Annotated in this window: 32 protein-coding genes; 28 read left to right on the top strand and 4 right to left on the bottom strand. The window is 72.0% G+C overall.

The window, feature by feature from the left end; genetic code table 11:
- Positions 1-1,107, bottom strand: coding sequence for a tyrosine-type recombinase/integrase (locus ACQPW6_RS28650; RefSeq protein ID WP_433892576.1), 1,107 nt, complete (start codon positions 1,105-1,107; stop codon positions 1-3).
- A gap of 101 nt (positions 1,108-1,208) precedes the next feature.
- On the opposite strand from ACQPW6_RS28650, the gene ACQPW6_RS28645 reads away from it, so the two are divergent.
- The 8 genes from ACQPW6_RS28645 (at position 1,209) to ACQPW6_RS28610 (ending at position 8,142) form a co-directional block, all read left to right on the top strand.
- Positions 1,209-1,763 (top strand): hypothetical protein, encoded by a 555-nt coding sequence (locus ACQPW6_RS28645; protein WP_433892575.1) that lies wholly within the window; start codon positions 1,209-1,211, stop codon positions 1,761-1,763.
- A 169-nt stretch (positions 1,764-1,932) separates the two neighbouring features.
- The gene (locus tag ACQPW6_RS28640) at positions 1,933-2,235 is read left to right on the top strand and encodes a hypothetical protein (RefSeq protein ID WP_433892574.1); all 303 of its coding nucleotides are present in this window, start codon (positions 1,933-1,935) and stop codon (positions 2,233-2,235) included.
- An 8-nt stretch (positions 2,236-2,243) separates the two neighbouring features.
- Positions 2,244-3,023, top strand: a complete 780-nt coding sequence (locus ACQPW6_RS28635; RefSeq protein ID WP_433892573.1) for a hypothetical protein — start codon at positions 2,244-2,246, stop codon at positions 3,021-3,023.
- Entirely contained in the window at positions 3,020-4,186 is a 1,167-nt protein-coding gene (locus tag ACQPW6_RS28630) for a hypothetical protein (protein WP_433892572.1), read from the top strand. The genes ACQPW6_RS28635 and ACQPW6_RS28630 overlap by 4 nt, the downstream gene beginning before the upstream one ends.
- 89 nt (positions 4,187-4,275) lie before the next feature.
- The gene (locus ACQPW6_RS28625) at positions 4,276-5,550 is read left to right on the top strand and encodes an ATP-grasp domain-containing protein (protein WP_433892571.1); all 1,275 of its coding nucleotides are present in this window, start codon (positions 4,276-4,278) and stop codon (positions 5,548-5,550) included.
- Between the two features lie 82 nt (positions 5,551-5,632).
- Positions 5,633-6,871 (top strand): ATP-grasp domain-containing protein, encoded by a 1,239-nt coding sequence (locus ACQPW6_RS28620; protein WP_433892570.1) that lies wholly within the window; start codon positions 5,633-5,635, stop codon positions 6,869-6,871.
- A 356-nt stretch (positions 6,872-7,227) separates the two neighbouring features.
- Positions 7,228-7,716, top strand: coding sequence for a hypothetical protein (locus ACQPW6_RS28615; protein ID WP_433892569.1), 489 nt, complete (start codon positions 7,228-7,230; stop codon positions 7,714-7,716).
- A gap of 42 nt (positions 7,717-7,758) precedes the next feature.
- Entirely contained in the window at positions 7,759-8,142 is a 384-nt protein-coding gene (locus ACQPW6_RS28610; RefSeq protein WP_433892568.1) for a hypothetical protein, read from the top strand.
- 48 nt (positions 8,143-8,190) lie between these two features.
- On the opposite strand, the gene ACQPW6_RS28605 is transcribed toward ACQPW6_RS28610, so the two are convergent.
- Entirely contained in the window at positions 8,191-8,427 is a 237-nt protein-coding gene (locus ACQPW6_RS28605; RefSeq protein ID WP_433892567.1) for a hypothetical protein, read from the bottom strand.
- A gap of 101 nt (positions 8,428-8,528) precedes the next feature.
- On the opposite strand from ACQPW6_RS28605, the gene ACQPW6_RS28600 reads away from it, so the two are divergent.
- The 5 genes from ACQPW6_RS28600 (at position 8,529) to ACQPW6_RS28580 (ending at position 11,560) form a co-directional block, all read left to right on the top strand.
- Positions 8,529-9,410: a DUF317 domain-containing protein gene (locus ACQPW6_RS28600; protein WP_433892565.1), complete on the top strand. Its 882-nt coding sequence runs from the start codon at positions 8,529-8,531 to the stop codon at positions 9,408-9,410.
- A complete protein-coding gene (locus ACQPW6_RS28595; protein WP_433892564.1) occupies positions 9,407-9,556 on the top strand; it encodes a hypothetical protein in 150 nt (49 codons plus the stop codon). The genes ACQPW6_RS28600 and ACQPW6_RS28595 overlap by 4 nt, the downstream gene beginning before the upstream one ends.
- The gene (locus tag ACQPW6_RS28590) at positions 9,553-9,990 is read left to right on the top strand and encodes a hypothetical protein (protein ID WP_433892563.1); all 438 of its coding nucleotides are present in this window, start codon (positions 9,553-9,555) and stop codon (positions 9,988-9,990) included. Before ACQPW6_RS28595 ends, ACQPW6_RS28590 begins: the two co-directional genes overlap by 4 nt.
- 131 nt (positions 9,991-10,121) lie before the next feature.
- Complete coding sequence (locus ACQPW6_RS28585) at positions 10,122-10,742, top strand: hypothetical protein (protein WP_433892562.1); 621 nt, start codon at positions 10,122-10,124, stop codon at positions 10,740-10,742.
- On the top strand, positions 10,742-11,560 hold the full coding sequence (locus tag ACQPW6_RS28580; RefSeq protein ID WP_433892561.1) for a DUF317 domain-containing protein: 819 nt from the start codon (positions 10,742-10,744) through the stop codon (positions 11,558-11,560). Before ACQPW6_RS28585 ends, ACQPW6_RS28580 begins: the two co-directional genes overlap by 1 nt.
- On the opposite strand, the gene ACQPW6_RS28575 is transcribed toward ACQPW6_RS28580, so the two are convergent.
- Positions 11,546-11,833, bottom strand: coding sequence for a hypothetical protein (locus tag ACQPW6_RS28575; protein WP_433892560.1), 288 nt, complete (start codon positions 11,831-11,833; stop codon positions 11,546-11,548). The two genes, ACQPW6_RS28580 and ACQPW6_RS28575, sit on opposite strands and share 15 nt — an antisense overlap.
- 12 nt (positions 11,834-11,845) lie before the next feature.
- Here ACQPW6_RS28575 and ACQPW6_RS28570 point away from each other — a divergent pair, with 12 nt between their 5' ends.
- Both ACQPW6_RS28570 and ACQPW6_RS28565 read left to right on the top strand, forming a co-directional pair.
- Positions 11,846-12,202, top strand: a complete 357-nt coding sequence (locus tag ACQPW6_RS28570; protein WP_433892559.1) for a hypothetical protein — start codon at positions 11,846-11,848, stop codon at positions 12,200-12,202.
- Positions 12,199-12,801: a hypothetical protein gene (locus ACQPW6_RS28565; protein WP_433892558.1), complete on the top strand. Its 603-nt coding sequence runs from the start codon at positions 12,199-12,201 to the stop codon at positions 12,799-12,801. The genes ACQPW6_RS28570 and ACQPW6_RS28565 overlap by 4 nt, the downstream gene beginning before the upstream one ends.
- Positions 12,802-12,835: 34 nt before the next feature.
- On the opposite strand, the gene ACQPW6_RS28560 is transcribed toward ACQPW6_RS28565, so the two are convergent.
- The gene (locus ACQPW6_RS28560) at positions 12,836-12,958 is read right to left on the bottom strand and encodes a hypothetical protein (RefSeq protein ID WP_433892557.1); all 123 of its coding nucleotides are present in this window, start codon (positions 12,956-12,958) and stop codon (positions 12,836-12,838) included.
- Between the two features lie 12 nt (positions 12,959-12,970).
- Here ACQPW6_RS28560 and ACQPW6_RS28555 point away from each other — a divergent pair, with 12 nt between their 5' ends.
- From ACQPW6_RS28555 to ACQPW6_RS28495, 13 genes are all read left to right on the top strand, one after another.
- On the top strand, positions 12,971-13,249 hold the full coding sequence (locus ACQPW6_RS28555; RefSeq protein ID WP_433892556.1) for a hypothetical protein: 279 nt from the start codon (positions 12,971-12,973) through the stop codon (positions 13,247-13,249).
- A gap of 45 nt (positions 13,250-13,294) precedes the next feature.
- A complete protein-coding gene (locus ACQPW6_RS28550) occupies positions 13,295-15,097 on the top strand; it encodes a type IV secretory system conjugative DNA transfer family protein (RefSeq protein ID WP_433894694.1) in 1,803 nt (600 codons plus the stop codon).
- Positions 15,094-16,062 (top strand): DNA-methyltransferase, encoded by a 969-nt coding sequence (locus tag ACQPW6_RS28545; protein ID WP_433892555.1) that lies wholly within the window; start codon positions 15,094-15,096, stop codon positions 16,060-16,062. Before ACQPW6_RS28550 ends, ACQPW6_RS28545 begins: the two co-directional genes overlap by 4 nt.
- Entirely contained in the window at positions 15,959-16,795 is an 837-nt protein-coding gene (locus ACQPW6_RS28540) for an HAD family hydrolase (protein ID WP_433892554.1), read from the top strand. Before ACQPW6_RS28545 ends, ACQPW6_RS28540 begins: the two co-directional genes overlap by 104 nt.
- Positions 16,792-17,277 (top strand): hypothetical protein, encoded by a 486-nt coding sequence (locus tag ACQPW6_RS28535; protein WP_433892553.1) that lies wholly within the window; start codon positions 16,792-16,794, stop codon positions 17,275-17,277. Before ACQPW6_RS28540 ends, ACQPW6_RS28535 begins: the two co-directional genes overlap by 4 nt.
- 128 nt (positions 17,278-17,405) lie before the next feature.
- Positions 17,406-18,176 carry a hypothetical protein gene (locus ACQPW6_RS28530; RefSeq protein ID WP_433892552.1) on the top strand — a complete coding sequence of 257 codons (771 nt, stop codon included), beginning with the start codon at positions 17,406-17,408 and terminating at the stop codon, positions 18,174-18,176.
- A gap of 31 nt (positions 18,177-18,207) precedes the next feature.
- Entirely contained in the window at positions 18,208-18,918 is a 711-nt protein-coding gene (locus ACQPW6_RS28525; protein WP_433892551.1) for a DUF317 domain-containing protein, read from the top strand.
- Between the two features lie 79 nt (positions 18,919-18,997).
- Positions 18,998-19,465 carry a hypothetical protein gene (locus tag ACQPW6_RS28520; protein WP_433892550.1) on the top strand — a complete coding sequence of 156 codons (468 nt, stop codon included), beginning with the start codon at positions 18,998-19,000 and terminating at the stop codon, positions 19,463-19,465.
- A 22-nt stretch (positions 19,466-19,487) separates the two neighbouring features.
- Positions 19,488-20,876, top strand: coding sequence for a DUF317 domain-containing protein (locus tag ACQPW6_RS28515; RefSeq protein ID WP_433892549.1), 1,389 nt, complete (start codon positions 19,488-19,490; stop codon positions 20,874-20,876).
- Between the two features lie 22 nt (positions 20,877-20,898).
- Positions 20,899-21,564: a hypothetical protein gene (locus tag ACQPW6_RS28510; protein ID WP_433892548.1), complete on the top strand. Its 666-nt coding sequence runs from the start codon at positions 20,899-20,901 to the stop codon at positions 21,562-21,564.
- A gap of 101 nt (positions 21,565-21,665) precedes the next feature.
- The gene (locus ACQPW6_RS28505; protein ID WP_433894693.1) at positions 21,666-22,550 is read left to right on the top strand and encodes a hypothetical protein; all 885 of its coding nucleotides are present in this window, start codon (positions 21,666-21,668) and stop codon (positions 22,548-22,550) included.
- Positions 22,551-22,558: 8 nt separating this feature from the next.
- Positions 22,559-23,839, top strand: a complete 1,281-nt coding sequence (locus ACQPW6_RS28500; RefSeq protein ID WP_433894692.1) for a DNA cytosine methyltransferase — start codon at positions 22,559-22,561, stop codon at positions 23,837-23,839.
- Positions 23,839-24,930 carry a DnaB-like helicase N-terminal domain-containing protein gene (locus tag ACQPW6_RS28495; protein WP_433892547.1) on the top strand — a complete coding sequence of 364 codons (1,092 nt, stop codon included), beginning with the start codon at positions 23,839-23,841 and terminating at the stop codon, positions 24,928-24,930. Before ACQPW6_RS28500 ends, ACQPW6_RS28495 begins: the two co-directional genes overlap by 1 nt.
- The last annotated feature ends 43 nt before the right edge of the window (positions 24,931-24,973 follow it).

The raw sequence follows: 24,973 nt of genomic DNA, 5'->3' as shown, positions 1-24,973 counted from the left end.
CTACTGTCCGTCGTGCAGCGCCTGGTCCAAGACCTTGCGCATCATCGTGTTCATGAAGTCCCCGCTCACCGCGGTGTAGAGGGCCGTCGTGGAGGCATAGCGGTGGCCGACCTGCCGCTGGACGAAGACCGGGTCTGCGCCGTCCTCGATCTGGTGGGTCACGTGGCTGTGCCGAAGGCAGTGCGGGACCAGGGCCTTGTCCAGGCCCAGCGCGTCACGGTAGGCCGCAAACCTGTCCTCGATCTCACGGGCCCGGAGACGCCCGCCCCGCTCCGTCAGCCACAGCGCCGACTGCCCGGGGGCCGCCGCATAGCGGGGCCGGGCGTTGAGCACGTAGTCCTCGACCGCTTCCACCGCCCACGGCATCACGCTGAGCGTCGTGCGTCGGCGCGGCGGTGAGCCTCTGGTCCGCTTGCCGTAACGCACGTGCAGCGAACCGAAGTTGCCCAGCTCAGGTGCCTTCGGGTTGCGGTAGAAGTCGGTGACGTCCAGCCGGGAGGTCTCGGTGCATCGCGTACCCCAGCCGTACATCAACTTGAATACCGTGGCGTCCCGGTAGGCTGCAAGCGCTCCCTTGCGCCCCAGCCGGATCGACCGTTCGACCTGGGCGTCCGCGTGGTCGAGGAAGAGCTGGATCTCCGCCCGTGTCATCGGCCTTCGCTGGGGGCCGCCCTCGTAGTCGACCAGGTGCGCAGCGGTGTTCCACTCGTGGCAGATCTGCACCGGGTGGACCCCGAAGCGGGTCTCGCACTCGGCCGGCCACTGGTAGTGCGGCGAGGTGACGTAGTCGCAGAACATCCGGATCGCGCCCTGGTAGCTGCGGATCGTCGATTCCGCCCGTTTCAACTCGGCGATCAGGTACGTCATCCACTCGTCGAGATCGGAAGCCGACCACTGCCACGGATAGGCGTTGGTGTACTCGGCGAAGCGCCGCACCACGCTATGCCGATCGCTGATCGTATCCGGCTGCAATCGGCGCCCGCCGCGCTGCTGCCGTCCCCACCCCTCGATCATCGCGTCGAAGACCGCGTCCTCGGGATGCAGCAAGGACACGCCCTGGAGCAGCACTAGCTGCGCTGACGCCTCCCGCAGTTCCGCTCCGGGCATCCACTCACCCCTCCATTAGCCGCGCGAATCATGCATCAGATGCACTCCTAAGCGCAATACCCCAGGCCACGGGCCCCAACTCCGAAGAGAGGTACAACGGCATGAAGCCGCAGCACACCAGCTCAACCGACCCCGGATCATGCATCCAACGCAATTCCCCGCGGTCCCGTACGACCTGGACAGTTGATCATCAATGCGGCCACCGGCTGGACCATGATCTTTCCGCCCGGCGGGCCGACGAGCGCGCCGGATACGCCCGGTGGCTGGAAGCCCGGGACTGCACCGACTGCTGGCGAACCGCCCATGCCGCCGACGCAGTCGGCACCCAGGAATGGCTCGCCGGCCGCCGCGAGCAGGAACAGACTGACGCCGCCGCGTGGGCGTCCCAGTACGACATGCCGCCCCTGGCCGGATCGGACAAGGCCGTCGCCTGGGGCGAGCGCTGCCGCCACCAGCTCGTCACCGCCGCCTACCAGGCCCTGGTCGCCGAGGGCGAGTTCGACGAGCAGCAGTGGGCCGAGGTCGAGGAAGCCGCTCGGCAGGTCGACCGGGCCGGATGGTGGATCGATCAAAGGGACGCAGAGCCGGGCGATCTGCCCGAGCTGCTGGCCGCGGCCACCGACGCCGACCGCACCACCGAGAACCCCTACCGCTGACCACCGGCACCCCAACAACCGGCGCCGCCGGACAACCGTCGAAGGACTACCGCTGACTTCGTTTCCCTCCCCGCCGCGCCCGCCGGCAGACACCCTCACCCCCGAACGCGGCATCACGCACCAGCACTTCACGCCCGGCGACCAGATCGCGATCATCAAGGGCGCCTTCATGGGCGAGCTGGTCGGCGAGGAGATGACCGTGGTCGCCTCCTCCTGGCACACCCCCACCGACGAGGACGGGTGGCGGCTGCGCAACCCGCGCGGCGGCGAGCACTCCTACATCACCGCCCACCCCCGCTACATGATCCACACCGGCCGGTACTGCCCGGACTGCACCAGCTTCTTCCGCGCGCTGTCCGACCATCTGCTGCCGAAGATGCCGGACACCGAAAGGTCCGTAGACGGTGGCTGGTACTACCAGACCGCCCTCGACCAACTCGTCCACACCACCGACCTCGGCAGCAGCCGATGAACGCGCCCATGACCGTCGCGGCCCGGGCGGCGAAACTCGACGCACTGCGTGCCGCGGCCAAGCGCCGAATCGACGAGGGCGAGGACTGGATCGGCCCGCTCAACCGGGGTCTGCGGCTGACCGGCGCGACCTGGCAGGAGTCCGCCCAGGTGTGCAGCAACGCCGTCTGGCACGCCCGCCGCACCGGACGCGACGTGCTCAACGACCTGGAGTCCTGCCCCGTACCGGGCGCCGACATGTCCGCGGTCCAACACCGGACCTGGTGGCACCTGTACTTCAGCGCGCTGCGCTTCGACTTCCGCTGCGGTGCGATCCGTACCGTCTTCCAGGCTCTCGACCCGCCGGGCGCCGAACACGCCGACCCCTACATCCGCGCCCACGAGGTGTTCGCCGTCCTGGGCCGGTCACAGCCGGCCGGCCTCGGCATGCTGGACGACCTGCTCGCCGAAGACCACGCCGCCCAGTCGCGGGAGGTGTTGCACGTGGTGCTCCAGGGCCTGTGGCTCGGGCACCTGCTGCCCGGCCGCGCGGAAAGGATCCTCCACCTCACAGGGCTCCCCGTGCTGTCCCGGACTGCGGATCCGGTCGCGCTGATGCGCACCGCTGGCGCGCTGCGCCAACTGGGCCGTCACCGGCAGGCGCTGTCGGTGATCGACGCCGCCATCGAGGCGCTGCCCGCGGGTGATCCGGCCGTCCACGCCGACCTGGTCCGCGAACGCACCCTGATCGGTGCGGCCCTCGATCTCACCCACCAGCCGCTCGGCGAACAGGGGCAGAGGACCGCGTGATCTGCCGTGTCAGCCGCCGGACCACCCACGCCAACGACGTCTTCGAACCCGCCCGCGCAAACGATGTGACGTCCTACCCCGACCTCCCTCTGGGCCCGCGGGTGCTCGGCCACTGGCCGGTGCTCGACGAACTCAGTGACCAGCACACCGTGTGGCCCTTCGCCGCCTGGGCCCGGTATCTCGAGGTCCCCTCGCAGGAGTGGCCCGATGCCGCCGGCCCGCGCGGCGCAGGTGACAGGGCGGCGATCTTCCACTTCAACGTCCGCCTCCACCCCGCCGACCGGCGCCTGACCGACGCCGAATGGACCACGGTCATCCACCGCCTGGCCTGCACGGCAGGAATCACCACCAACAGGGGCGAGGGCGACTACCGGTGGGTGGCGATCCGTACCGCACCCGGTCAGGCCGACTTCATTGCCAACCTCATCAACGACTCCGACGGCGCCTGGGCCCGCCTTCCCCATCAGCTCCACCAGCGTCTGCACAGCGCCTCCCGCGAATGCGAGAGCCAACTGCGCCTCATCCCGGCCGTACCCGATCTAGGCCGGCACCCCGCCGACGTCGCCGTGCACCGGGAAGCCGAGCGCGGCATCACCGTCACCGTGCACACCCACCGCACCCAGGTGATGGCCGACGTGGAAGAGGCCGGCTTCACCCTCCAGGACGATCAGCGGTACATCCTTCCCGCCGGCACACCCGCCGACGAGGCCAAGCGGCGCGCTGCCGAACTGGTGGGCGCCCTGCGCTCCGGCGGCGTCAGCGTCCTGCTCGACCCCGACCTCTACCACGACGCCGAGGGGACACTGGGCGCCGGTGCCGTGCCCACGGGTACGGCCTTGCTGACCGGGCAGATCGCCCATGCCCATCAGCCCGCACAGCTTGCCGGCCTGATCAGCGCGATCACCGACGACCGCCTCGGAGACCTTCCCCGCCTTCTGCGCTTCGCCGAAACCGCGGCGGCCTGGGCCGGAGCGCGAACCGGACCCGCCGCAGGCGATGCCGAGCACCGCCTGGAGTGGATCGCCCGCCGCCTGCACGGCATCGAAGAAGACCTCTACGGTGTCGCGCGGATCCTCACCGAACCCCCGGCCGCACCCCGCCGTGCTGCCGGGCCACCCCCGCCCGTCGCGGGCAACCTGCCACCGGGTCCCCCGCGCCGGTGACCGGACAGCACCCGGAAGTGTCAGAAAACCCTGGATACGGCGAGCCGCCGGTCCCGTCCTCACCTTCTCCCCATCACTTGGAGTTCTTGTTGATCGTTGTCGTCTCCGCCTTGCGCAGCACGCTGGAAGAGTCCTTGGCCGCCCGCGGCGAGAGCGTCCTGGTCGTGGTGCCCGAAGCCGTCCTGGCTGAGCGGCGCGCGCTGGCCGCCGGGCGGTACGAGGTGCGGGCCGTGTCGGACTGGGACGATCTCGGGCAGCTGGTGCGGCTGGCCGACGCGCTGAGCGACCTGCCGGTGCGCGCGGTGGAGAGCGCCGACGAGCCGTGCCTGCGCCCCGCTGCCCTGCTGCGGGGCCTGCTGCAGACCGGCGGCGGGCTCACCTGGGCGCAGGCCGTCGCCGCCACCGACAAGGCCGTCCAGAAAGACCTCCTCGTGCGGGCAGGTGTGCCCGTCGCCGCCCACCGCCGGATCAGCGCCGTGGCCGGCACCGCGGAAGCAGCCGACCAGCACCTGGGATGGCCGGTGGTGGTCAAACCCCGCCGCGGATTCGGGACACTGGGCACCCACGTCGTCCGCGACCGAACCCACCTGACCGAACTCCTCGCCACCGGAGCGTTCGCCGGCTCGGGTGGTCTGCCGGCATCGATGGTCGCATCCGGACTGCACCGCCCGGCCGACGAGATCCCCGGCGGCCTGGTGGCCGAAGCCCTGGTCCGCGTACGGGCCGAGTACCACATCGAGATCATGCGCTACCGCGGGCGGGAGCTGTACGCCATCCCGGCCCGCTACGTCGCCCCGGTGCTCGGCAGCCCCCTGGTCGGCTCCGTGCTGCTCCGGCCTGGCTCCGAGCACGACGCGACCACGGCGCTGGCCCGCGCTGCCGCCGACGCCCTGGGCCTGTCCACTGGGTTCGCCCACGTGGAAGTCCTGCTCGACGAGGAGGGTATGTGGCGGGTCGGGGAGATCGGCCTGCGCCCCGGTGGGGCGCGCGTGCCGCACCTGCTCAACCTGCACCACCGGATCGACGTGCCCGAACTCGCCGCCGACCTGGCCACCGGCACCCGACCCCGCGTCCAGCTCTCCACGTCCGAACAGACCAGCGCGTGGGTGTCGGCCGTCACCCCGTCCGGCACCGTCACCGCCATCACCCCCGCGGAGGAGATACGGCGCCTGCCGGGCGTCATCGACGCCCACACCGACCTGTATCCCGGCGACACCGCCGGCGGCCCGCACGGCAGCACCGCCCTGGCCACCGACGTCTACACCCAAGGCGCCACCGCCGAGCACGCCGAACAGGCGGCGCTGGCCGCCATCACCGCATGGCGCGTGGACATCGCCGCACCCGCCGAACACCAGCCCGCATAACACCGGCCGATCCCGGCCCGAACCCTGCCTCGAAAGGTCCTACACCCTGCTCGTTCTCGTCCTCGCCACCGGCAACCCCACGATGGAGACCGCTCTCCTGGCCGCCGGGCACACCGTCACCCTTCTGACTCCCGCCTCCGGCCCCGCACACCCGCCGCCGGGGATCCGCGCCGTCCACACCATCGGACACTGGGACGACCTGGACGCCCTCACCGCCCTGGAACCGTCCCTGCCGCCGGTCGGCGCGGTCGCCACGATCGACGAGCAGTGCATCGTCGCCGCCGCCCACCTACGCCAACTGCGCGGCCTGCCCGGCCTGCGCGTGGACGCCGCGCACCGGTACACCGACAAACACGCGATGAAGAACGCCCTGGACGCCGCCGGGCTGCCGGTCGCCGCTCACCGGCTGGTCCACCACGCGGACGAGATCCCCGCCGCCGCTCAGGCCCTGGGCTGGCCGGTCATCGTCAAGCCCCGCGCGGGCGCGGCCACTTGGAACACCTTCGTCGTCCGCTCAGAGGCCCATCTGAAGGAACTCGTCGCGGCGGGCGCGTTCGACGCCCGCGTGCCGGACATCACCGGGCGCTTCCACGCCGGTCACGCCCTGGACTCCCTGCACGAAGCCGCCGACGGCTTCCTGGTGGAGGCTTTCCTGGACCTGGCCGACGAATACTTCGTCGACCTGTACGTCCACGAAGGCGAGGTCCTGCTGGCGGCCCCTGGGCGCTACGACCAGCCGCTGCTGCGCACCGTCGGATCCGCCTCGTACGACACCGTCCTGCCGCCCGACCACCCCGAAGCCCGAGCCGTGACCGACCTCGCCCGGCGCGCCGCCGCCGCGCTCGGCGCCCAGACCGGCGCCGTGCACTGCGAGATCCTGCGCACCACCGACGGCCGGCTGCACGTCGGAGAGGCCGCCGCCCGCCCGGGCGGCGACTGCATCACCGAACTGACCGGCCTGATGTTCGGCATCGACGTCCCCACAGCGCTCGCCGCCCTCGCCGTCGGCGAACGCCCCGCCCTGCCCACCGAGCCCCACTACCCGGCCCTGACCGCCGTCATGATCGCCGCACCGCCCGGCACCGTCACCCGCGTCGCCACCGCGGAAACCATCGCGCAGCGCCCCGGGGTCATGTCCGCGACCATCAACCTCCGCCCCGGCGAGCCCGTCCCGGCCACCGCCGGCACCGTCACCGGCGCCGGCCGCATCCTCTATCACCCCCACGACCACACCCGGCTGGACCGCGAGGTCGCCGAACTGCGCGCCGCCCTCGACATCCAGGTCACACCGGCCCCCGCGGCTGCCGCGTCCGAACACTGACACCGTCCACAGGTTCATCCACAGGCTGTGATCAACCCCCCGATCGACAAACCCCAAGTCCGGTGCATTAAAGGAGAGTTACCGTCCCCACCCTTGCCGACATCTGCGGCACCGACGTCGAGATCTTCCGCCACCCGTTCGCCACCACCATTTACGTTGAAAGCCGGACCGGCGCCCCGGCCCGGCTCCTCGACCAGCTCGACGCACTGGGCCTGCAACGCTGCGGCTCCGAACCGAGGGGCATCTGGCACCAGGTCCCCGACCACCTCGACGAACCGGCCGGCCGACGCCTGGCCAGCGACGCCGCAGCGGCCCTGACCAAGGCGGGCTGGAGCGTCAACATCGACCCAGGCGCCTTGGCCGCCGGGACCGGCGACCACGCCGCTATCACCGCGGCCATCGACGACCTGCCCCGCGCCGGTCAGGACACACCCGGGCCTGCGGTTGGGTCCGCGCCGCGTATCCGGGGTATCGCGACGCCCTCCACCGACCGGTATCCCGCCCTGCTCGTGCTGGACACCGCGCGCCTGCTGGACCGCGTCACCGAGAGCCTGGTGCGCGCCGACCGGAACAACGGCGGCTTCATCGTGATGAGCAGCATCGTCCCGGAGATCAGCCCGCTGGCCGCCCTCGGCCGGCTCCTGGACGCAGCCGGAACCCACCTGCACAAGGCGGGCATCGACGACATGTCGCGGCTGCTCTTCGCGGCGGCCGACACCCTCACCGACCTCGTAGCGAACCTCAACGATCACACCGGATCCGAAGCCGGTGAGGAAGCGCGGGCACGGGCCGTACCGGGATCCCCGGCTCCCCGGCCGGCCAACGCGTCCAAAAAGGCCCGCTGACCGGCCGCCCCCGTTCCATCCAGCGAAAGGAGATCCGTTTCTGTGAGTCTTGCCGATGAATGCGGCACCGATGTCGAGATATACCGGCGCTTCGGCAGCCCGGTCATCTACGCCGACAGCCGTACCGGAGCCCCCGAGGAACTGCTGCAGCTCCTCGACACCCTGGGCCTTCACCGGCACACGCTGCCCCCGTTCTACGTCTGGCACCAAGTCCCCGACGAGCTGCCCGAGAACACCCAGCACCAGGTCGCCAGCCGGGCCTGCGCCGCAGTGCACCGGGCCGGATACCGCGTCAACATCGACCCCGACATCGTGGACGAACCGGCCCTCGCCGCCGCCCTAGCCCGACCGGCCAACCGGCCGGAGCCGCAGCAGCCCGCGGTTCCGGCGCCGACACCCACCGCTGAACCGCGGCGCAGCCGCTGAACCAGAACCCGCCCCGCCTCCGCTTCTACGAAAGGAGCGCCTCTGCCGTCAGGCACCTTCACTGTTGATTTCGCCCACGATGCCGCGCGTCAGATCGACCGGCTCGCCGAACACCTCGCTGCGGCCGGCCCCGACGAAACCCGCCAGATCCTCCGCGACGCGGCCACCGCCGAGGAGGGTGTCCTGGGCCGGGTCGTGATGCTGCTGGCCACCGCCTTCTACCGCGCCCAGCACCACGGTGACCCCGACGCTGCCCTGTACGGGCAGGCCGCCAACGACCTGCACGACCTCCTCCTCCGCCTGGACGCCGGACTGGACCCGGCTCCTGCCCCTGCGTCAGGGCCACCCGTTGTGGCCGGCACGCCGGTCCCGGGGAGGCGGGCCCGATGAGCCGGCGGCAACCGCGCTGGGGACCGGCAGCCGTCGGTGAAGCGCCCCAGCAGCACTACCTGGTCCGGCCCCGGCACCTGGCCGGCGGCGGCGACCTCACCCACATCACCGCCCACCTGGCCGGGGCAGGCTGGAAAAATCGCACCGACAAGTCCGGCTCGCCGCTCTCCTTCGAAAGCCCCGACAAGTCCGTGCGGGTCGGCTACCACTCCGACACCAGCCCGCCGATGTGGGTCATCTCCGGCACTCCGTCCGGCTGGCCCGCCTGGAACGCAACCCTCGGCGCCGCCGTCCCGGTGGAGATCCTCGCCGGCCTGACCGACGCCCTCGCCGCCTCCCGGCCCACCCACGCACCCGACGTTCTCGGCCAGGCCACCGCCCGCGGATGGAAGCCCGGAACGGGCGAACACCCCGGCGTCGACCACCCCGACGGCACCGCGACCCTGCACTACCGACGCGACGGCGACACCCCGATCTGGTGGGCCACCGCCCAGACACCGGCAGCTGGTGGCCACAGTGTTCCGCTGTGGACTGCCGGTTTCTCCGAGCACACCCCGCTGCACGCCGTGGAGGGGTTCGCCGCCGCGCTCGCCGACCCCCAGCCGGTCCTGCGCCCGCCGGGCCGGATTCCGTTCGCCAGCGCCCCGCACGCCGCGGCCACCGCCTATGCGGTGCTGCCCTCCCAGCTCGCCGCGTGGCGCCAGGCCCGTACCGCCGCAGGACGCGCAGCCGCCTGGGCCCGCTCCACCCGCGCCACCTCCCGCCTGCGCCCCCGCACCACCCCGATCCGGCAGGCGGTCCCGCTGCCGCCGAAGCCCGCCGCACACCCCCGCCCGGCAGCCCCGACCCGCACCACCCACCCGCCAAGGAGCCGATGACCCAGCCCCACCACACCGCCACCCCACCAGCCCAACGCCGGCTTCGCGCCCGCATCACACCACTGGCCCTGCTGCGCGCCCGCGCCCACCGGCACAGCGCCCCACCCGCGGCGCAGCAGCGGCCTGCGCGCGAGGAGGACCGGTGACCCGCAGGCACGATCCGACGACCGCGGCAGGAATCGCCGCCTCGCTGCGGAACCTGGCCACCACCCTGGAGAACGCCGACCCCGAGGAGGCCGCCGACCTCCTGACGGACGTCTTCGCCAAAGGTGGCGTCCTAGACGAACTAGACCAGGTGCTCACGGCCATCCGCCACCTGATCACGGCCCGCGTCCCGGCCAGCGAATGGGGCGAGCACCAGCCCGGATACGCCCTGTCCCACCATCTCGCCGACACCGCCGAACACCTCTGGGACCAGGCGCAGGAACTGCGCGACGCCCCGCAGATCCTGCGGGCACTACCGGACCCAGTCCTCCCGGCGACAACGAACGGGGCGCGGCCCGCACCGTCGGCACCCCCGCTCCCTCCGCCCGCCGTACCTCCAGTACCGGCACCGACTTCCCCCAGGACGACCCGCTGACCACTACCCCCGCCCCCGAACAGTCCGCCTCTGCTGTCACCGGGCACCTGCAGGCACTGACCGCCCGCATCGCCCAGGCCGAACCGGCGGACGCCGCCGGCCTGCTGGCCGATGTTCTGGCCGAAGGTGGCGTGCTGGACGCGGTCCGCGAACTCCTGGGCACCGCCTCCGACGTCGTCGAAGAACAGGCTGAGGCCACCGGCCGGATACAGGACCGGGCGATGTACACGCTGTGGCACATCCTGTGCGCCGCCGCCGACCACCTCGACAGTCAGGCCGCCGACCTTCACCGTGCACCCCAGATCCTGCGCGGCCTGACCACCCCCGGCGCACCGGCCGAAGCGCAACCGGGCGCGGCCCCAGAGGAGCGTCGGCCGCAGGACTGGGTGCCGCCGGCAGCGATCCTCGAAGCCCCGGCGGCGCTGGAAGCGATCACCGCCCTTCTCGACAGGGGCACCGTCTCCGCCCCCCTGCTCGTCGCATCGGTCCTCGACCCCGACGACGGCGTCCTGCCCCGCCTGTCGGACCTGCTGGCATCCGCCTCCCGCTACGCCCAACGACACGGCGGAGCACCTGAGTTGTGGCAGGACCTGGGCCGGGCCAGCCAGCACCTGGGCGACATCAGCGAAACCCTGGCCGACACTGCTTCCGGTCTCGCCACGCTTCCCGGCGTCACCCGCCGCCCCCCACCCGCAGCCCGGAAACCGCCCGCCCCTCCGGCTCCGGGCGATGCGACCGGGCGGCGGCGCTGATGCGGGAGCATTTCTACACCGGCGCCAACGGCCCCCAGGACACCATCCAGTTCGCCACCACACCCCGCTACCTGGCCGGCGGCGGTGACCCCCGCCGGGTCACCGAGGTGCTGCAAGCGGCCGGCTGGACCAACCACTCCGACCCCGCGTACCCGCACGTGCTGCTGGCCAGCCCCGACACGGCCGTCCACCTCACCCTGGAACCCACCGCCCCAGACACCTCCACCGCGTGGTGGAAGTTCCGCGCCCGCGGCTGGTACGCCGCCTTCGGCGGCCACACCCCGGTGGAGATCCTCGCCGGATTCTCCGACGCCCTCCTGCACCCCGCCCCGGACCCGCCGCCCACCCCGGCCGGCATCCACGAGATCCTCACCTCAACCGGCTGGGCCAGGGAAAACGACGAAAAGGGCACCGCTTCCGCGCTCTCGCCCGACGCCTCCGTGCGTATGGGCCCGCGCCCGGGCCTGGACGACGCGGCGGGCCGGCCGACCTGGTCCGCCGAGGCCGCTCCCGCCACCGGATTCGGAGACCGGCGCCTGTGGTCGGCGTGGTTCTCCGCCGGCACGCCCACCCACCTCGTCGCAGGATTCGCCGCCCAACTGGTCAGCCCCGAGCCGGTCTTCCGCGGCTCCCACTCACTGCCGAACGCTTGGATGATCACCCAGAAACCCACCACCGTCCAGGGCGAACACCTCGCCGACGACCACCGCCAGCGGCTCAAAGCCGTGCGCGCCGCCGCCCGCAAACAGCGCAAGACCGCCGCAGCGCTGGCCACCCGCGTGCCGGCCACGCCGGCCGCGGCATCAACCCGGCGCTGAATCGCGCCCACCCCGCTCCACAGGAAGGGCACAACTCCGATCGATCCCGCTACCCGCCAACTGGTCCTGGACCAGCTCACCGTCTACACCCGCGCCGCCGCCCACATCCTCCAGCAGTGGGACGACTACTCCGACCAGCACACCGATGACCAGGGCTGGCCCCTGGACGATCTTGCCTACGGGCTGCGCCAGCGCCGGCGCGACACCGACACCTGGCGCGCCTTCGACCACCTCCGCCCGCACCTGGAAGAACTCCTCGGCGCCGCCGAACAACAGCTCACCATCGTGCCCGTAGCCGAGCGGCAGCCCCACTGGCAGGACACGCTCACCCGCCTCGACCAGGCCCGGACCGGCCTGGAGACGACGTACGCGTACTGGCGGGCCGAATGCGACGCACTGCTTCCCACGTCCAGGCCCGGCACCGAGGCATACGACGAGCCGCTGGCCGAACGGAACGCCGAAGCGTGGAGTTACCTGTGCGACTGGGCCGACGGCAGCTACGTCCTGACCCAGATCGCCCGGACCGCCGCCGGCCAAAACCGCGACCTCGCCGGTCCGCCGGCCGAGCACGCCCGCGCCCAGAACCCTGCCGCGCTGCCACCGCAGCCGCCCGGCCACCCCCAGCACCGGGGTCCGCGATGACCCACGGTCACACCCGACGAGCACCCGAGGACACGCACACGAGCAACGTCACCGACGCCCTGGCCCTGTACGACGCGGCCGGCCGTATCGACTGCCTCAAAGTCACTCTGGAAGTCCTGCCGGTTCCCGATGACGGCATGGTGCCGATCACGGTGTTCCAGCAGATCGGCGTACTGGCCGAGATCATCGGCGATGTCAGCGCCGAGATCGGCCGGCACCTGCCCACCGGCCAGTGGCCTCCGTCGCCGACCGCCAAGCAGACCGCGGAGGCGTTCAGCCGCGCTCTGGATCCGCTGGGACAGACCGTGACCGAGCTGGGCCGTCTGCAGGACGAACTCCTCGGGCGCCTGCCCCATTTCGCTCCCTCCGGCGCGCCCGAGGACCGCCTCAGCGACGAGGTCATCCACGGCTGCCTTGATACCGGCATCGAAGCCCTCGACTACGCGGCAGCGCATCTGCGAGAGCAAGCCGCCCGGTTGGCCCCGCGGGTCCGCCCCCGCGCACCGGCCGACCGCCCCTCTCCCAGCGCGGCCATCGCCCCGGCACACCACCCGGCCGCCCCGGCCACCCCGGCGCCATCCGCCGCGAAGGCGCGCTGACACAACCGCCCGGCACGCACCACCGCCACCCCATTCACGTTCTGGAGCCCTGCCCATCGATCCCGTCCGTATCACCGTCGGCCAGCACCACCTGCTCGGTCTGCTCGCCCTGACCACCGAGGAAGAGCCCGGCGTCGAGCACGACCTGCTCACCCACGCCGGCCTCACCATGCAGCCCGGCGACTTCCTCTACACCCTGCCCGGCACCCCCAACGACCCCGCCGCAATCCGCACCGCCGTGACCACACTGCGCACCAGCGCCCGAGCGCTCGGCATCCGGATCGGCATCGACCCCGGCCTGGCCGCCGCCCTCGAACACCATCACGGACCCGCACCCGAACCGGGTACCGAACGCGGGCCTGCCGCTCCGGATGGTCCCGCGCTGGCCACGGCGGTCCCCGCCCGGCCGGCCCGGTCCGCCGCGCCCCGCCCGCACCCGATCCGCTGACCCCGGCCCCGCCCCGGCAACCACCCCACCCCGGGAGAAACGTCCCTGCCCTCCAACCCACCACCCTCCTCCGGCACTTCGGACCTGACCGACTGGCTGTTCAAGCTCATCATCGGCGCCATCGCCATCGCAGTACCGATAGCCAACGCCGCTTGGCTCGGCGGGAACTGCGCCACCGTCCTGACCCACTCCGGACCCTGGGCCCCCTATCAGCCCGCCGACGCCCTCCTCCACCCCGAACTGCTCTGGCCCGCCGCCGGCCACACCACCCTGCTCGTCGGCCGGTTCATCTCCCCCGGCCTGATCACCGCCGTCCTCGGCGCCATCGCCGGGCGCTGGTGGTGGCGCCACCGAGGCTGCGCCGGACCCGGCCGGAACAAGGCGGTCGCCGGCATGGCCAGGCACCGCGACATCCAGCCGCTGCTCGCCGCCGCGATCACCACCAAGGCCCGGTCCCTGCGCCCGAGTTTGAAGGACACCAAAAAGCCGGCCCCGCACCAGACCGGGATCCTGCTCGGCAACCTCGCCGGCACCCGGCACGAGGTCCGGATGGGGTACGAGGACGTCGCGGTCGCGATCATGGCCCCCCGCTCGGGCAAGACCACCTGTCTGGCAATCCCGGCCATCCTCAATGCCCCCGGCGCGGTCCTGCTCACCAGCAACAAGGCGGCCGGTGACGCCTACACCGCGACGATCGACGCCCGCGCTGCGGTGGGGCGGACCTGGACGATGGACCCCCAGCAGATCGCCCACGCCCAGCGTGCCCTGTGGTGGAACCCCCTGGCCGGTGCCACCACCTTGGAGGGCGCCGGACGTCTTGCCGGGCACTTCCTGTCCGCGTCCGTGGACGCCAGCGCACAGGGCGACTTCTGGTCCAAGGCCGCCTCCAACGTCCTGTCCCAGCTTTTCCTCGCCGCGGCGAACGACGGCCGGCCGATCACCGACGTGATGACGTGGCTTGCCTTTCCCGCGGACCGTACCCCGCTGGACATCCTGCGCGACCACCACTTCGGCCCCGTGGCAGCACAGTTGAAGGGCACCGTGGAAGGCCCGCCGGAGACAAGGGACGGCATCTACGAGACGGCACGGCAGTATGCGGCGTGCCTGCTGAACACCGACATCGCCGCCTGGGTGACCCCGCAGGCCGGCATCGCGGAGTTCGACCCCGAGGAGTTCGTCGGCAGCCGCGACACCCTGTATCTGCTGTCGAAGGACGGCGGCGGCGGCGCGAGCGCGCTGATCGCGGCGTGTGCCGACAGCGTGATGCGGACCGCGACCACCGCCGCCGAGCGCGCCGGGGGCCGGCTCGACCCGCCGGCGCTGTGCATCCTCGACGAGGCGGCCAACGTGTGCAAAATCAGCGACTTGCCCGACCTGTACTCCCACCTGGGGTCCCGCGGGATCATCCCGATCACGATCCTGCAGTCCTACCGCCAGGGCCAGAAGGTCTGGGGCGACGCGGGCATGGACGCCATGTGGTCGGCCGCCACCATCAAGGTCATCGGGTCCGGAATTGACGACCCGGACTTCGCCGACAAGCTCAGCCGGCTGATCGGCGACCACGACGTCGAGACCACTTCCACCTCCTCCTCGGACTCGGGCAAGTCGACGTCGGTGTCGATGCGGCAGGAGCGGATCCTTCCCCCCGACGCGATCCGGTCCCTGGCCAAGGGGTCCGCGCTGCTGTTCGCCACTGGCCTGCGCGCCGCGATGCTCACGCTGCGCCCCTGGTACACCGAGCCCGGCGCCGAGCAGCTGACCGCCGCCTCCGCCGCAGCGTCCAGGGCCATCACCTCCCGCGCCATCGCCAAGTCCCTGACCAAGGACGACGTCGGGAAGGCGGCATGACCACTGCCGCGTCTGTCCGGCACGGCCGTCAGACCGAGCTGTCAGGGCAGCTGCACTACACGACGTCCATGGGGGCGCAGTACAGCGGCGACAGCCAGCACCTGCTGGGTGAACTCGTCCCCGGCAGCGTGGACTTGTTCGTGACGTCGCCGCCGTTCCCGCTGCTGCGCCCGAAGGAGTACGGCAACGCCGACCAGGAGGCGTACGTCGAGTGGCTGCTTCCGTTCGCGAAGGCTGCCCACAGGGCGCTGAAGGCGGGCGGGAGCCTGGTGCTGGATCTCGGCGGCGCCTACCAGCGCGGCCGACCGGTGCGCTCCCTGCACCAGTTCCGTGTCCTGCTGGCCCTGACCGACCGGCTCGGGTTCCACCTCGCGCAGGACTTCTACTGGCACAACCCGAGCCGGCTCCCGTCGCCGGCCGAGTGGGTCACCAAGCGCAAGATCCGCGCGAAGGACACCGTCAACACCGTGTGGTGGCTGTCGAAAACCCCGTTCCCGAAGGCCGACACCACCGCCGTGAAGACCCCGTACTCGGCGTCGATGCGGCGGCTGCTGGCGGACCCGCGCCGGCACTTCGCCCCGGCGCAGCGGCCCTCGGGGCACCACGTCAGCGACGCCTTCGACACCGACCGGGGCGGAGCCCTTCCCACCAGCCTGCTCAGCGTGCCCAACAGCTCCTCCAACGACGCCTACCTGCGCGAGTGCCGCCGCCGGGGCATCCGCCCGCACCCGGCCCGCTTCCCGCCCAAGATCCCGGAGTTCTTCATCAGCCTGTGCACCGAGCCCGGTGACCTCGTCGTCGACTTCTTCTCCGGCTCCAACACCACCGGCCAGGCCGCCGAAGACCTCGGCCGGCGCTGGCTTGCCATCGACCTCGACCCCGGCTACGCCATCGCCTCCGCCGTCCGATTCCCCCACGCCCACACCCTCACGCTCACCGCTGACCAAGGAGGTTCGCCTGACTGACCCGCTCAAGCCCGACCGGGGCACGCACATCGTCTGGGACTGGAACGGCACCTTGAAGGATGATCTGGCCGAGATGGTCCTGGCCATGAACGTCACCCTGGCCGCGCTGGACATCCCGCCCGTCGACCGGGCCACGTACCAGAACCTGCACTGCGTGCCCATCCGGGACTTCTACGCCCGCATCCTGCGCCGCCCGCTGTCGGACGCGGAGTGGGCGGTGGCCGAGCAGACCTACCTGCAGCACATCCAAACGCGACCGGTACAACTGCGGGCGGGCGCTGCCGCCTTGCTGGGCACGCTCTCCCGCCTGGGCTACCGGCAGTCGCTGCTCTCGCTGAGCCCCCACGACGTGCTCACCGCAGAATCGGCCGCGGCCGGCGTGACCGGGTTCTTCGAGCGGATCGACGGGCGCCGCGGCACCGACACCGGCAAAACCCGTGCCCTGGCCGACCACCTGGCCCGCCTGCCGCGCCCGGTTGCGTCACGGCGGGTGGTGGTCATCGGCGACACCCTGGACGACGCGCACGCCGCACACGCAGCCGGCGCCCACGCGGTCTTGTTCACCGGCGGGCTGCAGCACCCCGACCTCCTTACCGGCTCGGGCCTGCCGGTGGCCGGCACCCTGCCGGCCGCCGTCCGCACCGGACTCGCCCTTCTCCCGCCGGTGCCCGCCGGCCGACCGGCACAGCAGCAACCGCCCGGCCTCCCGCGTGGAAAGGCGCCCCGCCGATGATCCTTCTCGAACCGTGCGACCTGGAGGATCTCGACCCGGCACGCGCACTGGAGGCCGTCGCCGCCGACATCCGCGCCCACCAGGCCACCCCGGACGCCGCCGGGTTCTTCACCGCCACCCGCCACACCTCCCTTCTCGCGGCCCTGCTGGTCGCTCTGCACGGCGACGCCCTCCACCAGCTCGACCAGGAGCCGGCCGCCGATCGGCACCGGGCCGGCCCGCTGACCGCCTGCGCGTCCCAGGTCGCGACCGCCCTGGCCCACTACAGCCGCGCCGGCGTTCCCCTGGCCGCGCTCGCCGCGTCCACGGCCACCACGCTCGCCCAGCAGTTGGACGGCGTCGAGCAGTACAGCACCGCGGTCGGCGAGATCCACGCCGCCCGCCAGGCCCTCGACCACGCCCGCACCGCCCTGACCGGACCCGTACCGCCCACACCCCGCCCCGCTCCCGCTCCCACCCCGGCCCCCCGGAGAACCCACTGACCGCTACCCCCACCACGGCCCCGGCAGCCGCCAACCCCGACATCGACCCCGCTGAAGAGGCCCGGAAGCTCCGCGCCCTGGCTGCCGGCTTCACCGCGCTGCACACCAAACTCATCCAGGTCCCGCCGGTGTTCGACGCCGCCGGGCTCGGCTGGCTCGTCGAGCGGATCGGCGACAGCCAGCACCTGACCACCCTCGCCCTTAAACCGCTGGAGACCTTGGCCGGCACCCAACTGGCCGCCGTGCCCGGCCACCGCGCGACCCTGGAGTGCCTGGCCGCCGTCGCGCAGGACACCGCCGGGGCAACCGTCTCGCTGGCAGCCGCGGTCGCCGCGTTCCCGTTCGAGGCCGCCGGGTTCGATCCGCAGCCCGACGCCGACGCCGCACACCAGATCCGCGAACACCGCCACCGCGAAGCCCGCGCCGTGATCCGCGAGGGCCTGAAGCAGGCCGCTCACACGATGGAGGTCTGCGAGACCGCCTGCCATTACTCCGCCACCGCCCTGGCCCGCGACACCGCAGCGCTGCCCGCGGGCTCGGTCAGCCCGGTGGCAGCCGCCCACGCACCGGCACCGGCTGCAGGCGCCCCGCAGCCCAAGCTCTCCCCTGCGCAGCAGGCTGCCCTGCGGTCCATCACTGCCGGCGGCGTGAAGATGTATGAGTCCGGGAGGAACGGCCCGCTGCGCATCGCCGCGGGTGCAGGGGTCCGGATCACCATGCCCACGTACGACCGCCTGGAGTCCCTCGGCCTCGTCGGCCGCGACACCCGGGGCGGGTTCTACGGCGGCCAGAAGCTCTATACGACCGACGCCGGACGCACCGCCCTGGCCGCCCTCGACGCCACCGCCACGACCAGACTGCCCGCGCCGGCTGCGCCGACTGCCGCGCGGCGCCGCTGACCTCAACTTCCGGAGAAAACCCCTGCCCGACGTGAACGACGAGGACCAGGTCCTCATCTCGCCCCGCTACATGGCCGGCACCGGCCCGGTCCAGGACGCGATCGGCCCGCTGATCCACCTGTTCGACTGGCCCTGGATCCACGACAGCACCACCGGCCGGATCACCGCCACCAGCCCCGACCAGACCACGACCGTGGACTTCGACCCCAGCGAGCGGTTCGGCCGCTGGTGGGCCGTCACCCACCGCGGCGAGCAGGACCGGCGGGCGGAGTTCACCCGGCACACGCCGGCCGAGACCGTCGCCGCGGTCACTCTGTCGCTGCCCCAACTCCTCGGCGACCGGCGGCACATCGAACCGCTAAACGTCGGCGTCGACCCGTTCGCCGTCACCTCCAACAGCGGATGGCGCCAGGACAGTAACGGACACGCGACGTCCTCCGATGGCCACTGCACCCTGTGGCACACCCCCGGTTCCGCCTGGGCCTGGTGGGTGGAAGCGGACGTGTACGGAAAGGCCGGCACCCAGTGGGACGCCGCGTTCTCCACCCATGCGCCCACGGCGTTGGTGACCCGCTTCGTCACCCGCCTGACCACACCCGAACCGGTCCAGCGCCGCTACGGCAGCATCCCTGGCCCCGCCGTGCCCTTCGCGCTCATCACACCGGTATGTATCCCGCTGGGCAACGCCCAGCTCGCCCATGCCCTCGGCCAGCTCGGCGCCGCCGCCCGCCGCCACCGCTGACCGACCGCTTCCCCAACCCGAACCCGAAGGACCCTTCCTGACCGACTCCCGAACCCCTCCCGGCTCCGGCGAGGATTCAGTGCCGACCGCTGCGCCCGCTGACAGCACCCGCTGGATCCACGACCCCGCCTTGGCGCAGAAGCTGTCAGCGGCCGTCGAGTTCCTCCTGGAGAGCGTCCAGCTGATGCTGGAGGACGACTACCCGTTCTCCGCCTCGCTGGAGGGCGGCGGCTTCTACACCTGCGAGCAGACCGGCCTGGACTTCGCCTGGGCGCCACTGATCGAGACCGAGACCGCCCGCCTGGTCGCCGAAGCCGCAACCGAGGTCTCCCCGGGGCTGTTCGCGCCCGAACTGCCCGCCCTGATCACGGCGATCGACGCCCTGCCGATGCCGGTCCAGCAGGCCCTGATCCGCAAGGCCGCAGGCCGCCACCTGGCCAGACCCGCCGTCCCCACGGGCGGGCAGATCACCGCCCAGGTCCACAACACCGCCGCCACCCGCCCCTACGCGATCCCCCTGACCACCACCCGCGGCCCCCGCCGATGACCTGCCAGCCCACTGGAGGCCCATGACCGACACGCCCACCGACGTCCAGCTCGACCCGCACCCCGAGGACAACAGCGTGGTCCTCGCCCGGATCGGCGGATCGCGGGCGAACGCCGCACGACACATCCTGCGCGCCCACACCTTCCAACCCGCTCCCGGCCAGGATCCGGACACCTTTGTGCTGGTCCGGATCGACCGTGAGGAAGCCCATTACACCGACGCTGCTACCCAGGCCCTGCGCAAGGCCGGTATCACCGTCGACGCCGACCCCGGCCTCCAGCTGGAATCCGACGACAACTGGACCTGGGCCAACTACCCGATGCCCTGGCTGACCCGGGAGGAGATCCGTGAGGTCGGGGCCGAGGCCCAGAAGCTCCACGACGACATCGCCGCCGGACGCCTGGTCATCCACCGCCACGCGCACGACGCGCACACGGTCGTCGCGGTCGGCACCTACGCCGCCGGATACGGCGTGCACCTGCACGGCGAGGACCACCTGCGGCAGGTCACCCGGACCTTCGACGACCAGGCCGAGGCCGTGACCGAGTTCGCCCGCCTGTACGGCGACGCCGTACGCCCCGGCCCCGCGCCAGCAACGGCCGCCGAGCAGCGCACCGCCCGCATCCTCGCCGCCGCAACGAAGCCGGACGGCGCGCCCGGACGGGCGGCACCGTCACCGGCGACGGTGCCGGTCTACGACGGGAACCCCGGCGACCACGAGGAGCTGCTCCACTCCTTCTTCGCACAGCAGGACGGGTGGGAGAAGTACCGGCCGCACGACGAGACCACCATCGCCAGCCACGAATCCCTGCTCATGCGCGTGGAGTTCGTCCACGAACCCGAAAGCGGCGAACCGCGGTGGACCGTCGCGGCGTATGAGTCGCCGGTCGGCGAGCGCCTGTGGCACGCCACCGCGAGCGCCTCCACCCCGGTGGAAATGGTGGCCGTCCTCCTGGACACCCTCATATCGGGAGCGGCCGAGGCGACCGAGCCCGCGGTCAGCGAGAAGGCCATCGCCCACGTCGCCCAGCCGCTGGCCGACTGGACCCAGACGGTAGCGGGGCGCTTCATCCGGTGGACACCGCCGCGAGGGGACGGAGCGGGAGTCGTCTTCGACGCCTTCGCCGCCCAGGCCCGGTTGCCCGCCGACTCGCGGACCTGGACGGTCTGGGGCGGCGACAACGCCGACCACCCGGTCTGGACCATGCACCTGTCCCCGAACACCCCGGCCGAAGTCCTCCACGACCTGGCCTTCGAACTCGCCGAGGGCCTGTGCTGGCGCCCCCGCCTCGATCTGCGGCCCCCGCTCCTGCGCGCGGCCCGCGCCATGCACCTCGACGCGCCCGCGCACACCGTCACCCCGCCGACGCCGGCACACATCTCCGCCGGTCCGCACCGTCACGCACGCTGAACCGTCCGCGACATCGACCCCAATGGGAGGAGACGTAACGCCCGAGCAACCTCACGTCCGGATCACCCGCCTGGGCGGCGGGAGCGTCGAAGCCTGGGGCGGCGACGGCCTCGCCCGCGCCCTGCTGGAACGCGCCGGCTTCACCGTCCAGTGGCACTTCAACTCCCGCTACTACCGCCTGCCGTGGGACCAGGGCCCAGTCCACGAGAACGAGCAGGCCACGCACGCGGCGCAGATGCTCACCCTGGCCGGATACCGCGTCGACCTCGACCCCCAGCTCACCGCCCACCCCGCCGCCCCGGCCGGCGGCTCCGACGGCGGGTACCGGCTCGGCGATCAACTGCGGGCCCTGACTGAGGCGATGAACGGCGCCAAGACCTGCGACGCCGCAGCGGCCCTGACCGACCAGGTCGTCCACGACGTCGACGGCCTCCTGCCGACCCTGTCCCGGTTCCTCGAGGCAGCCGGTCAGCAAGCGCTCGCCGCCGGCACGGAGCCCGCCCGCCGACTCGCCTCGGACTTCGAGGACGCCGCCGCCACGGTCACCGGCATCGCCATGCGCCTGGCCGACGCCGGCGAACATCTGCGCCGCCTCGGCCCTCCTGAACGCCCCGCGCAACCGGACGCCGACGCCGTCGGTACCGTCCCGCACCCTCCAACCGCCACCAGCCGGCCCCGGACCCGCTGACCCCTACTCACGAGAACAGGAATTCCCGCACACCCTTGGAAAACCCCACCAACCCTACCTACCGCATCCTTTCCCTCGGCGCCGGAGTACAGTCCACCACGCTGCTCGCTCTTTCCGCCGAGGGAATCCTCCCACGGATCGACTATGCGATATTCGCCGACACTGGCTGGGAACCAAAAGCCGTCTATTCGCATCTCGACCGTATACAGCGCGAGATAGCCGAACCTGCGGGAATTCCCGTCCTTCGGGTGTCGACGGGCAACATCAGAAATGACGCGCTCGACCCCGCCCATCGTTTTGCTTCCATGCCGCTCTACATCCTCAACAAGGATGGCCGACCTGGGATGACGCGGCGGCAGTGCACCGGTGAATATAAGATCAAGCCGATCAAGAAGCAGGTTCGGGAGATCCTGGGATACCCCTATCCGCAGCGTATCCCGAAGGGTGTTTTCGTCGAGCAGTGGGTCGGGATCTCCACGGATGAGTTCCATCGGGCGAAGGACGCCGACGTCGCCTACATGCACAACCGCCACCCCCTGATCCTGGACATGGACTGGTCCCGCGCCGACTGCATCTCCTTCCTCGAATCATGCGGCTTGGCGGACACTCCGAAAAGCAGCTGCCTGGGCTGCCCATTCCACGGGAACCAGCAGTGGCGGAATATCAGGGACCATTCTCCGGAGGAGTGGGGGGACGTCGTCGCCTTCGACGCGGCGATCCGGGCCGGCAACGCCCGCGCCAACGCCTCGGGCAACCCCTTGTTGGGGCAGGCGTTCCTGCACCGCTCCCGCGTACCCCTTGACCAGGCGCCGATCGACCACGTCACCGCCCGCGAATGGGCCCAGCGGCAAGCCGCCCTCGACACCGGGGCAGCCGGCGAACGCCTGCAGGAGCTGGAGGACGGCGTCACCGACGGCTGCTCGCCATGGGCGTGCCGCGGCGACGAACAACAGCCCGAGCAGGGCGACTTCGGGCTCACCGCGTGAACCGCGGCCTGGTGCTCGACGCGTTCGCCGGCCCCGGCGGCTGGTCCTATGCCGCAGCCGTGCTGGGTGTTCGGGATATCGGGCTGGAGTGGGATCTGTGGGCGTGCCGGACGAGGGCGGCTGCCGGGCTGCTCACCGTCCGCACGGATGTGGCGATGTACCCGGTGTGGCCGTTCGTCGGGAAGACCTGGGGGCTGATCGCCTCCCCGCCGTGCCAGGCATGGTCCATGGCCGGCAAAAGGCTCGGGCTGCTCGACCAGCCGCTGGTCCACCAGGCCGTCGCCGACCTCGCCGAAGGACGCGACACCCGCGCCCACCTGCTGACCGCGTGCCGGGACGAACGCTCCCTGCTGGCCGCGGAACCCATGCGCTACCTGCACGCCCTGCACCAGGCCGGACAGCCCGAATGGGTGCTGATGGAGGAGGTACCCGACGTGCTGCCGCTATGGCGCCAGTACGCCGCGATCCTCCGCACCTGGGGCTTCTCCACCTGGACTGGCATCCTGAACGCGGCCGACTACGGCGTACCCCAGACGAGGAAGCGGGCGATCCTGATCGCCTCCCGAGTCCGCACCGCCGCACCGCCGGAGCCGACGCACGCGGCGGTCCCGGAGCCGGAGTCGCTGTTCGGCCCGGGCCGCGAGCGGTGGGTCAGCATGGCGCAGGCCCTGGGCTGGGGCGCCACCGACCGGCCGGTGCCGACCGTCTGCGCCGGCGGCGGACCCGGCGGCGGGCCCGAACCCTTCCCCTCCGGATCCAGGAAGACTCTCACCGACGCCCGTGACCGAGGCACCTGGAAAACGCACCCCGCTCCCGCCGACCTCGTGCTCCGCTCCCGGCGGGACGGACCCGGCTGGGCCCGGCACGGGCTACGCGACAACCGGCCCGCCGACGCACCCGCGCCGACGTTCACCGCCGAGGCGCACCGCTGGTCCTGGTCGCTGCGCAGCAACAACCAGGCCAACGCCACCGTCCGCAGCTCCGACGAGCCGGCCGGCACGCTGTTCTTCGGCCACCGCGCCAACGAATGCCTGTGGGTCGCCGAACCCCGCCAGGATGCCGCAGCTCCGGCAGAACAGGACCCGGGCGAGGTGCCGGATCCGATCCGGATCACCGCGGTCGAGGCCGGGATCCTGCAGACCTTCCCCGCCGGCCATCCCTGGGCCGGCAACAAGGGCCAGCAGTTCTCCCAGATCGGCAACGCCGTCCCGCCCCGGCTCGCCGCGCACCTGCTCGCCCCGCACCTCGGCGTCACTCTGCGCCGCGACGACTTCGCCCTGGCAGCCTGATGACACCCGACCACCCCGCCGACTTCGACGATCCCGACGCAGACCTGCCTCTACCGGAGCCGCTGCATTACGCCGAACAGGCCCTGCTCGGCGCCCTGCTCCTCGAACCCGACCAGCTCGCCGGCGTGCCGGACCTGCTGCCCGAGCACTTCGCCAACCCCTCCCACAGCGCACTGTTCGCGGCGATGCGCACCCTCACCCCACCCATCCCGGAGGCCCACCGGGCCAGCCCGGTATGGCTGACGGCCGTACTGACCGCCGCCTTGATCACCGCGCCCGGGCTGGACACCCCCTACCTCCACACCCTCATCAACGCCTGCCCCAGGCCCGAACACGCCCCCGTCTACGCCCAGATGATCCGCGCCGAAGACGTCCGCCGGACCCTGCGCGAGCACGCCGTACGGCTGGAACAGCTCGCCCACGACAGCACGCTCCCCGAACCGGCAGCCGTGGTGCTGGAGCAGGCCGATGCCCTCGGACGGTTCCTCGACCGTGCCGAACCCCAGTGGCCTCGCCAGCCCGGACCCGTGCCCAGAGCGGTTCCGGCGGCAGCAACCCGGGCGCCGGGCGAGGAGGACCTCGATGCCGAACGGCTCCTCCTGGCCGCCGGTACCGCCCGCCCGGAAGACCTCGCCAGCCTGGTCTGGCTGCACCCCGAGGACTTCGGCCTCCCCCTGCACCAGGGCCTGTACCGGTGCCTGACCGTCATGGTCCGGCGCGGTGATCCGGTCGACCCGATCACCGTGCTGTGGAAAGCCCAGCAGCACGCCGTCCTGAACGGCACCGACCCATCCCAGGTCCTGGACTTTCTCAGCCAGCCCGCCGGATCCGCCGAGCACTGGGCCGAACACCTCTACACGCGCGCCCTGCTCACCACCGCCCACACCGCCGGACGCGAGATCACCGACCTCACCCACGACCCCGCACACGCCCCTCACCACCTCATCCCAGCCGCCCGCCGCGCCCTGGCCCCCCTCACCCGTATACGCGCCCGACGCCGCGCACCCCCAACCGCTGCGACTCCGCCGGTCATCGCCGCCCGGCGAACCCCGGCGCTGACCACCAGCACGCCCCTGCGCGCCATCCGATGACGCAGCCACCCCGGCGGGCGGGTCGACGCCGCCCACGACACCT

This window comes from Streptomyces sp. CA-111067 (assembly GCF_050956065.1).
Lineage (GTDB): Bacteria > Actinomycetota > Actinomycetes > Streptomycetales > Streptomycetaceae > Actinacidiphila.
Note: the sequence above shows the minus strand (reverse complement) of the source record. Positions and strands in the feature narration are given on the sequence as shown.

What these genes read in the sequence shown, in the direction of transcription:
- ACQPW6_RS28650 (WP_433892576.1), bottom strand. Translation starts at nt 1,107, where the DNA reads ATGCCCGGAGCGGAACTGCGGGAGGCGTCAGCGCAGCTAGTGCTGCTC.
- ACQPW6_RS28645 (WP_433892575.1), top strand. Translation starts at nt 1,209, where the DNA reads ATGAAGCCGCAGCACACCAGCTCAACCGACCCCGGATCATGCATCCAA.
- ACQPW6_RS28640 (WP_433892574.1), top strand. Translation starts at nt 1,933, where the DNA reads ATGGGCGAGCTGGTCGGCGAGGAGATGACCGTGGTCGCCTCCTCCTGG.
- ACQPW6_RS28635 (WP_433892573.1), top strand. Translation starts at nt 2,244, where the DNA reads ATGACCGTCGCGGCCCGGGCGGCGAAACTCGACGCACTGCGTGCCGCG.
- ACQPW6_RS28620 (WP_433892570.1), top strand. Translation starts at nt 5,633, where the DNA reads ATGGAGACCGCTCTCCTGGCCGCCGGGCACACCGTCACCCTTCTGACT.
- ACQPW6_RS28600 (WP_433892565.1), top strand. Translation starts at nt 8,529, where the DNA reads ATGAGCCGGCGGCAACCGCGCTGGGGACCGGCAGCCGTCGGTGAAGCG.
- ACQPW6_RS28595 (WP_433892564.1), top strand. Translation starts at nt 9,407, where the DNA reads ATGACCCAGCCCCACCACACCGCCACCCCACCAGCCCAACGCCGGCTT.
- ACQPW6_RS28580 (WP_433892561.1), top strand. Translation starts at nt 10,742, where the DNA reads ATGCGGGAGCATTTCTACACCGGCGCCAACGGCCCCCAGGACACCATC.
- ACQPW6_RS28565 (WP_433892558.1), top strand. Translation starts at nt 12,199, where the DNA reads ATGACCCACGGTCACACCCGACGAGCACCCGAGGACACGCACACGAGC.
- ACQPW6_RS28555 (WP_433892556.1), top strand. Translation starts at nt 12,971, where the DNA reads ATGCAGCCCGGCGACTTCCTCTACACCCTGCCCGGCACCCCCAACGAC.
- ACQPW6_RS28545 (WP_433892555.1), top strand. Translation starts at nt 15,094, where the DNA reads ATGACCACTGCCGCGTCTGTCCGGCACGGCCGTCAGACCGAGCTGTCA.
- ACQPW6_RS28535 (WP_433892553.1), top strand. Translation starts at nt 16,792, where the DNA reads ATGATCCTTCTCGAACCGTGCGACCTGGAGGATCTCGACCCGGCACGC.
- ACQPW6_RS28515 (WP_433892549.1), top strand. Translation starts at nt 19,488, where the DNA reads ATGACCGACACGCCCACCGACGTCCAGCTCGACCCGCACCCCGAGGAC.
- ACQPW6_RS28510 (WP_433892548.1), top strand. Translation starts at nt 20,899, where the DNA reads ATGGGAGGAGACGTAACGCCCGAGCAACCTCACGTCCGGATCACCCGC.
- ACQPW6_RS28495 (WP_433892547.1), top strand. Translation starts at nt 23,839, where the DNA reads ATGACACCCGACCACCCCGCCGACTTCGACGATCCCGACGCAGACCTG.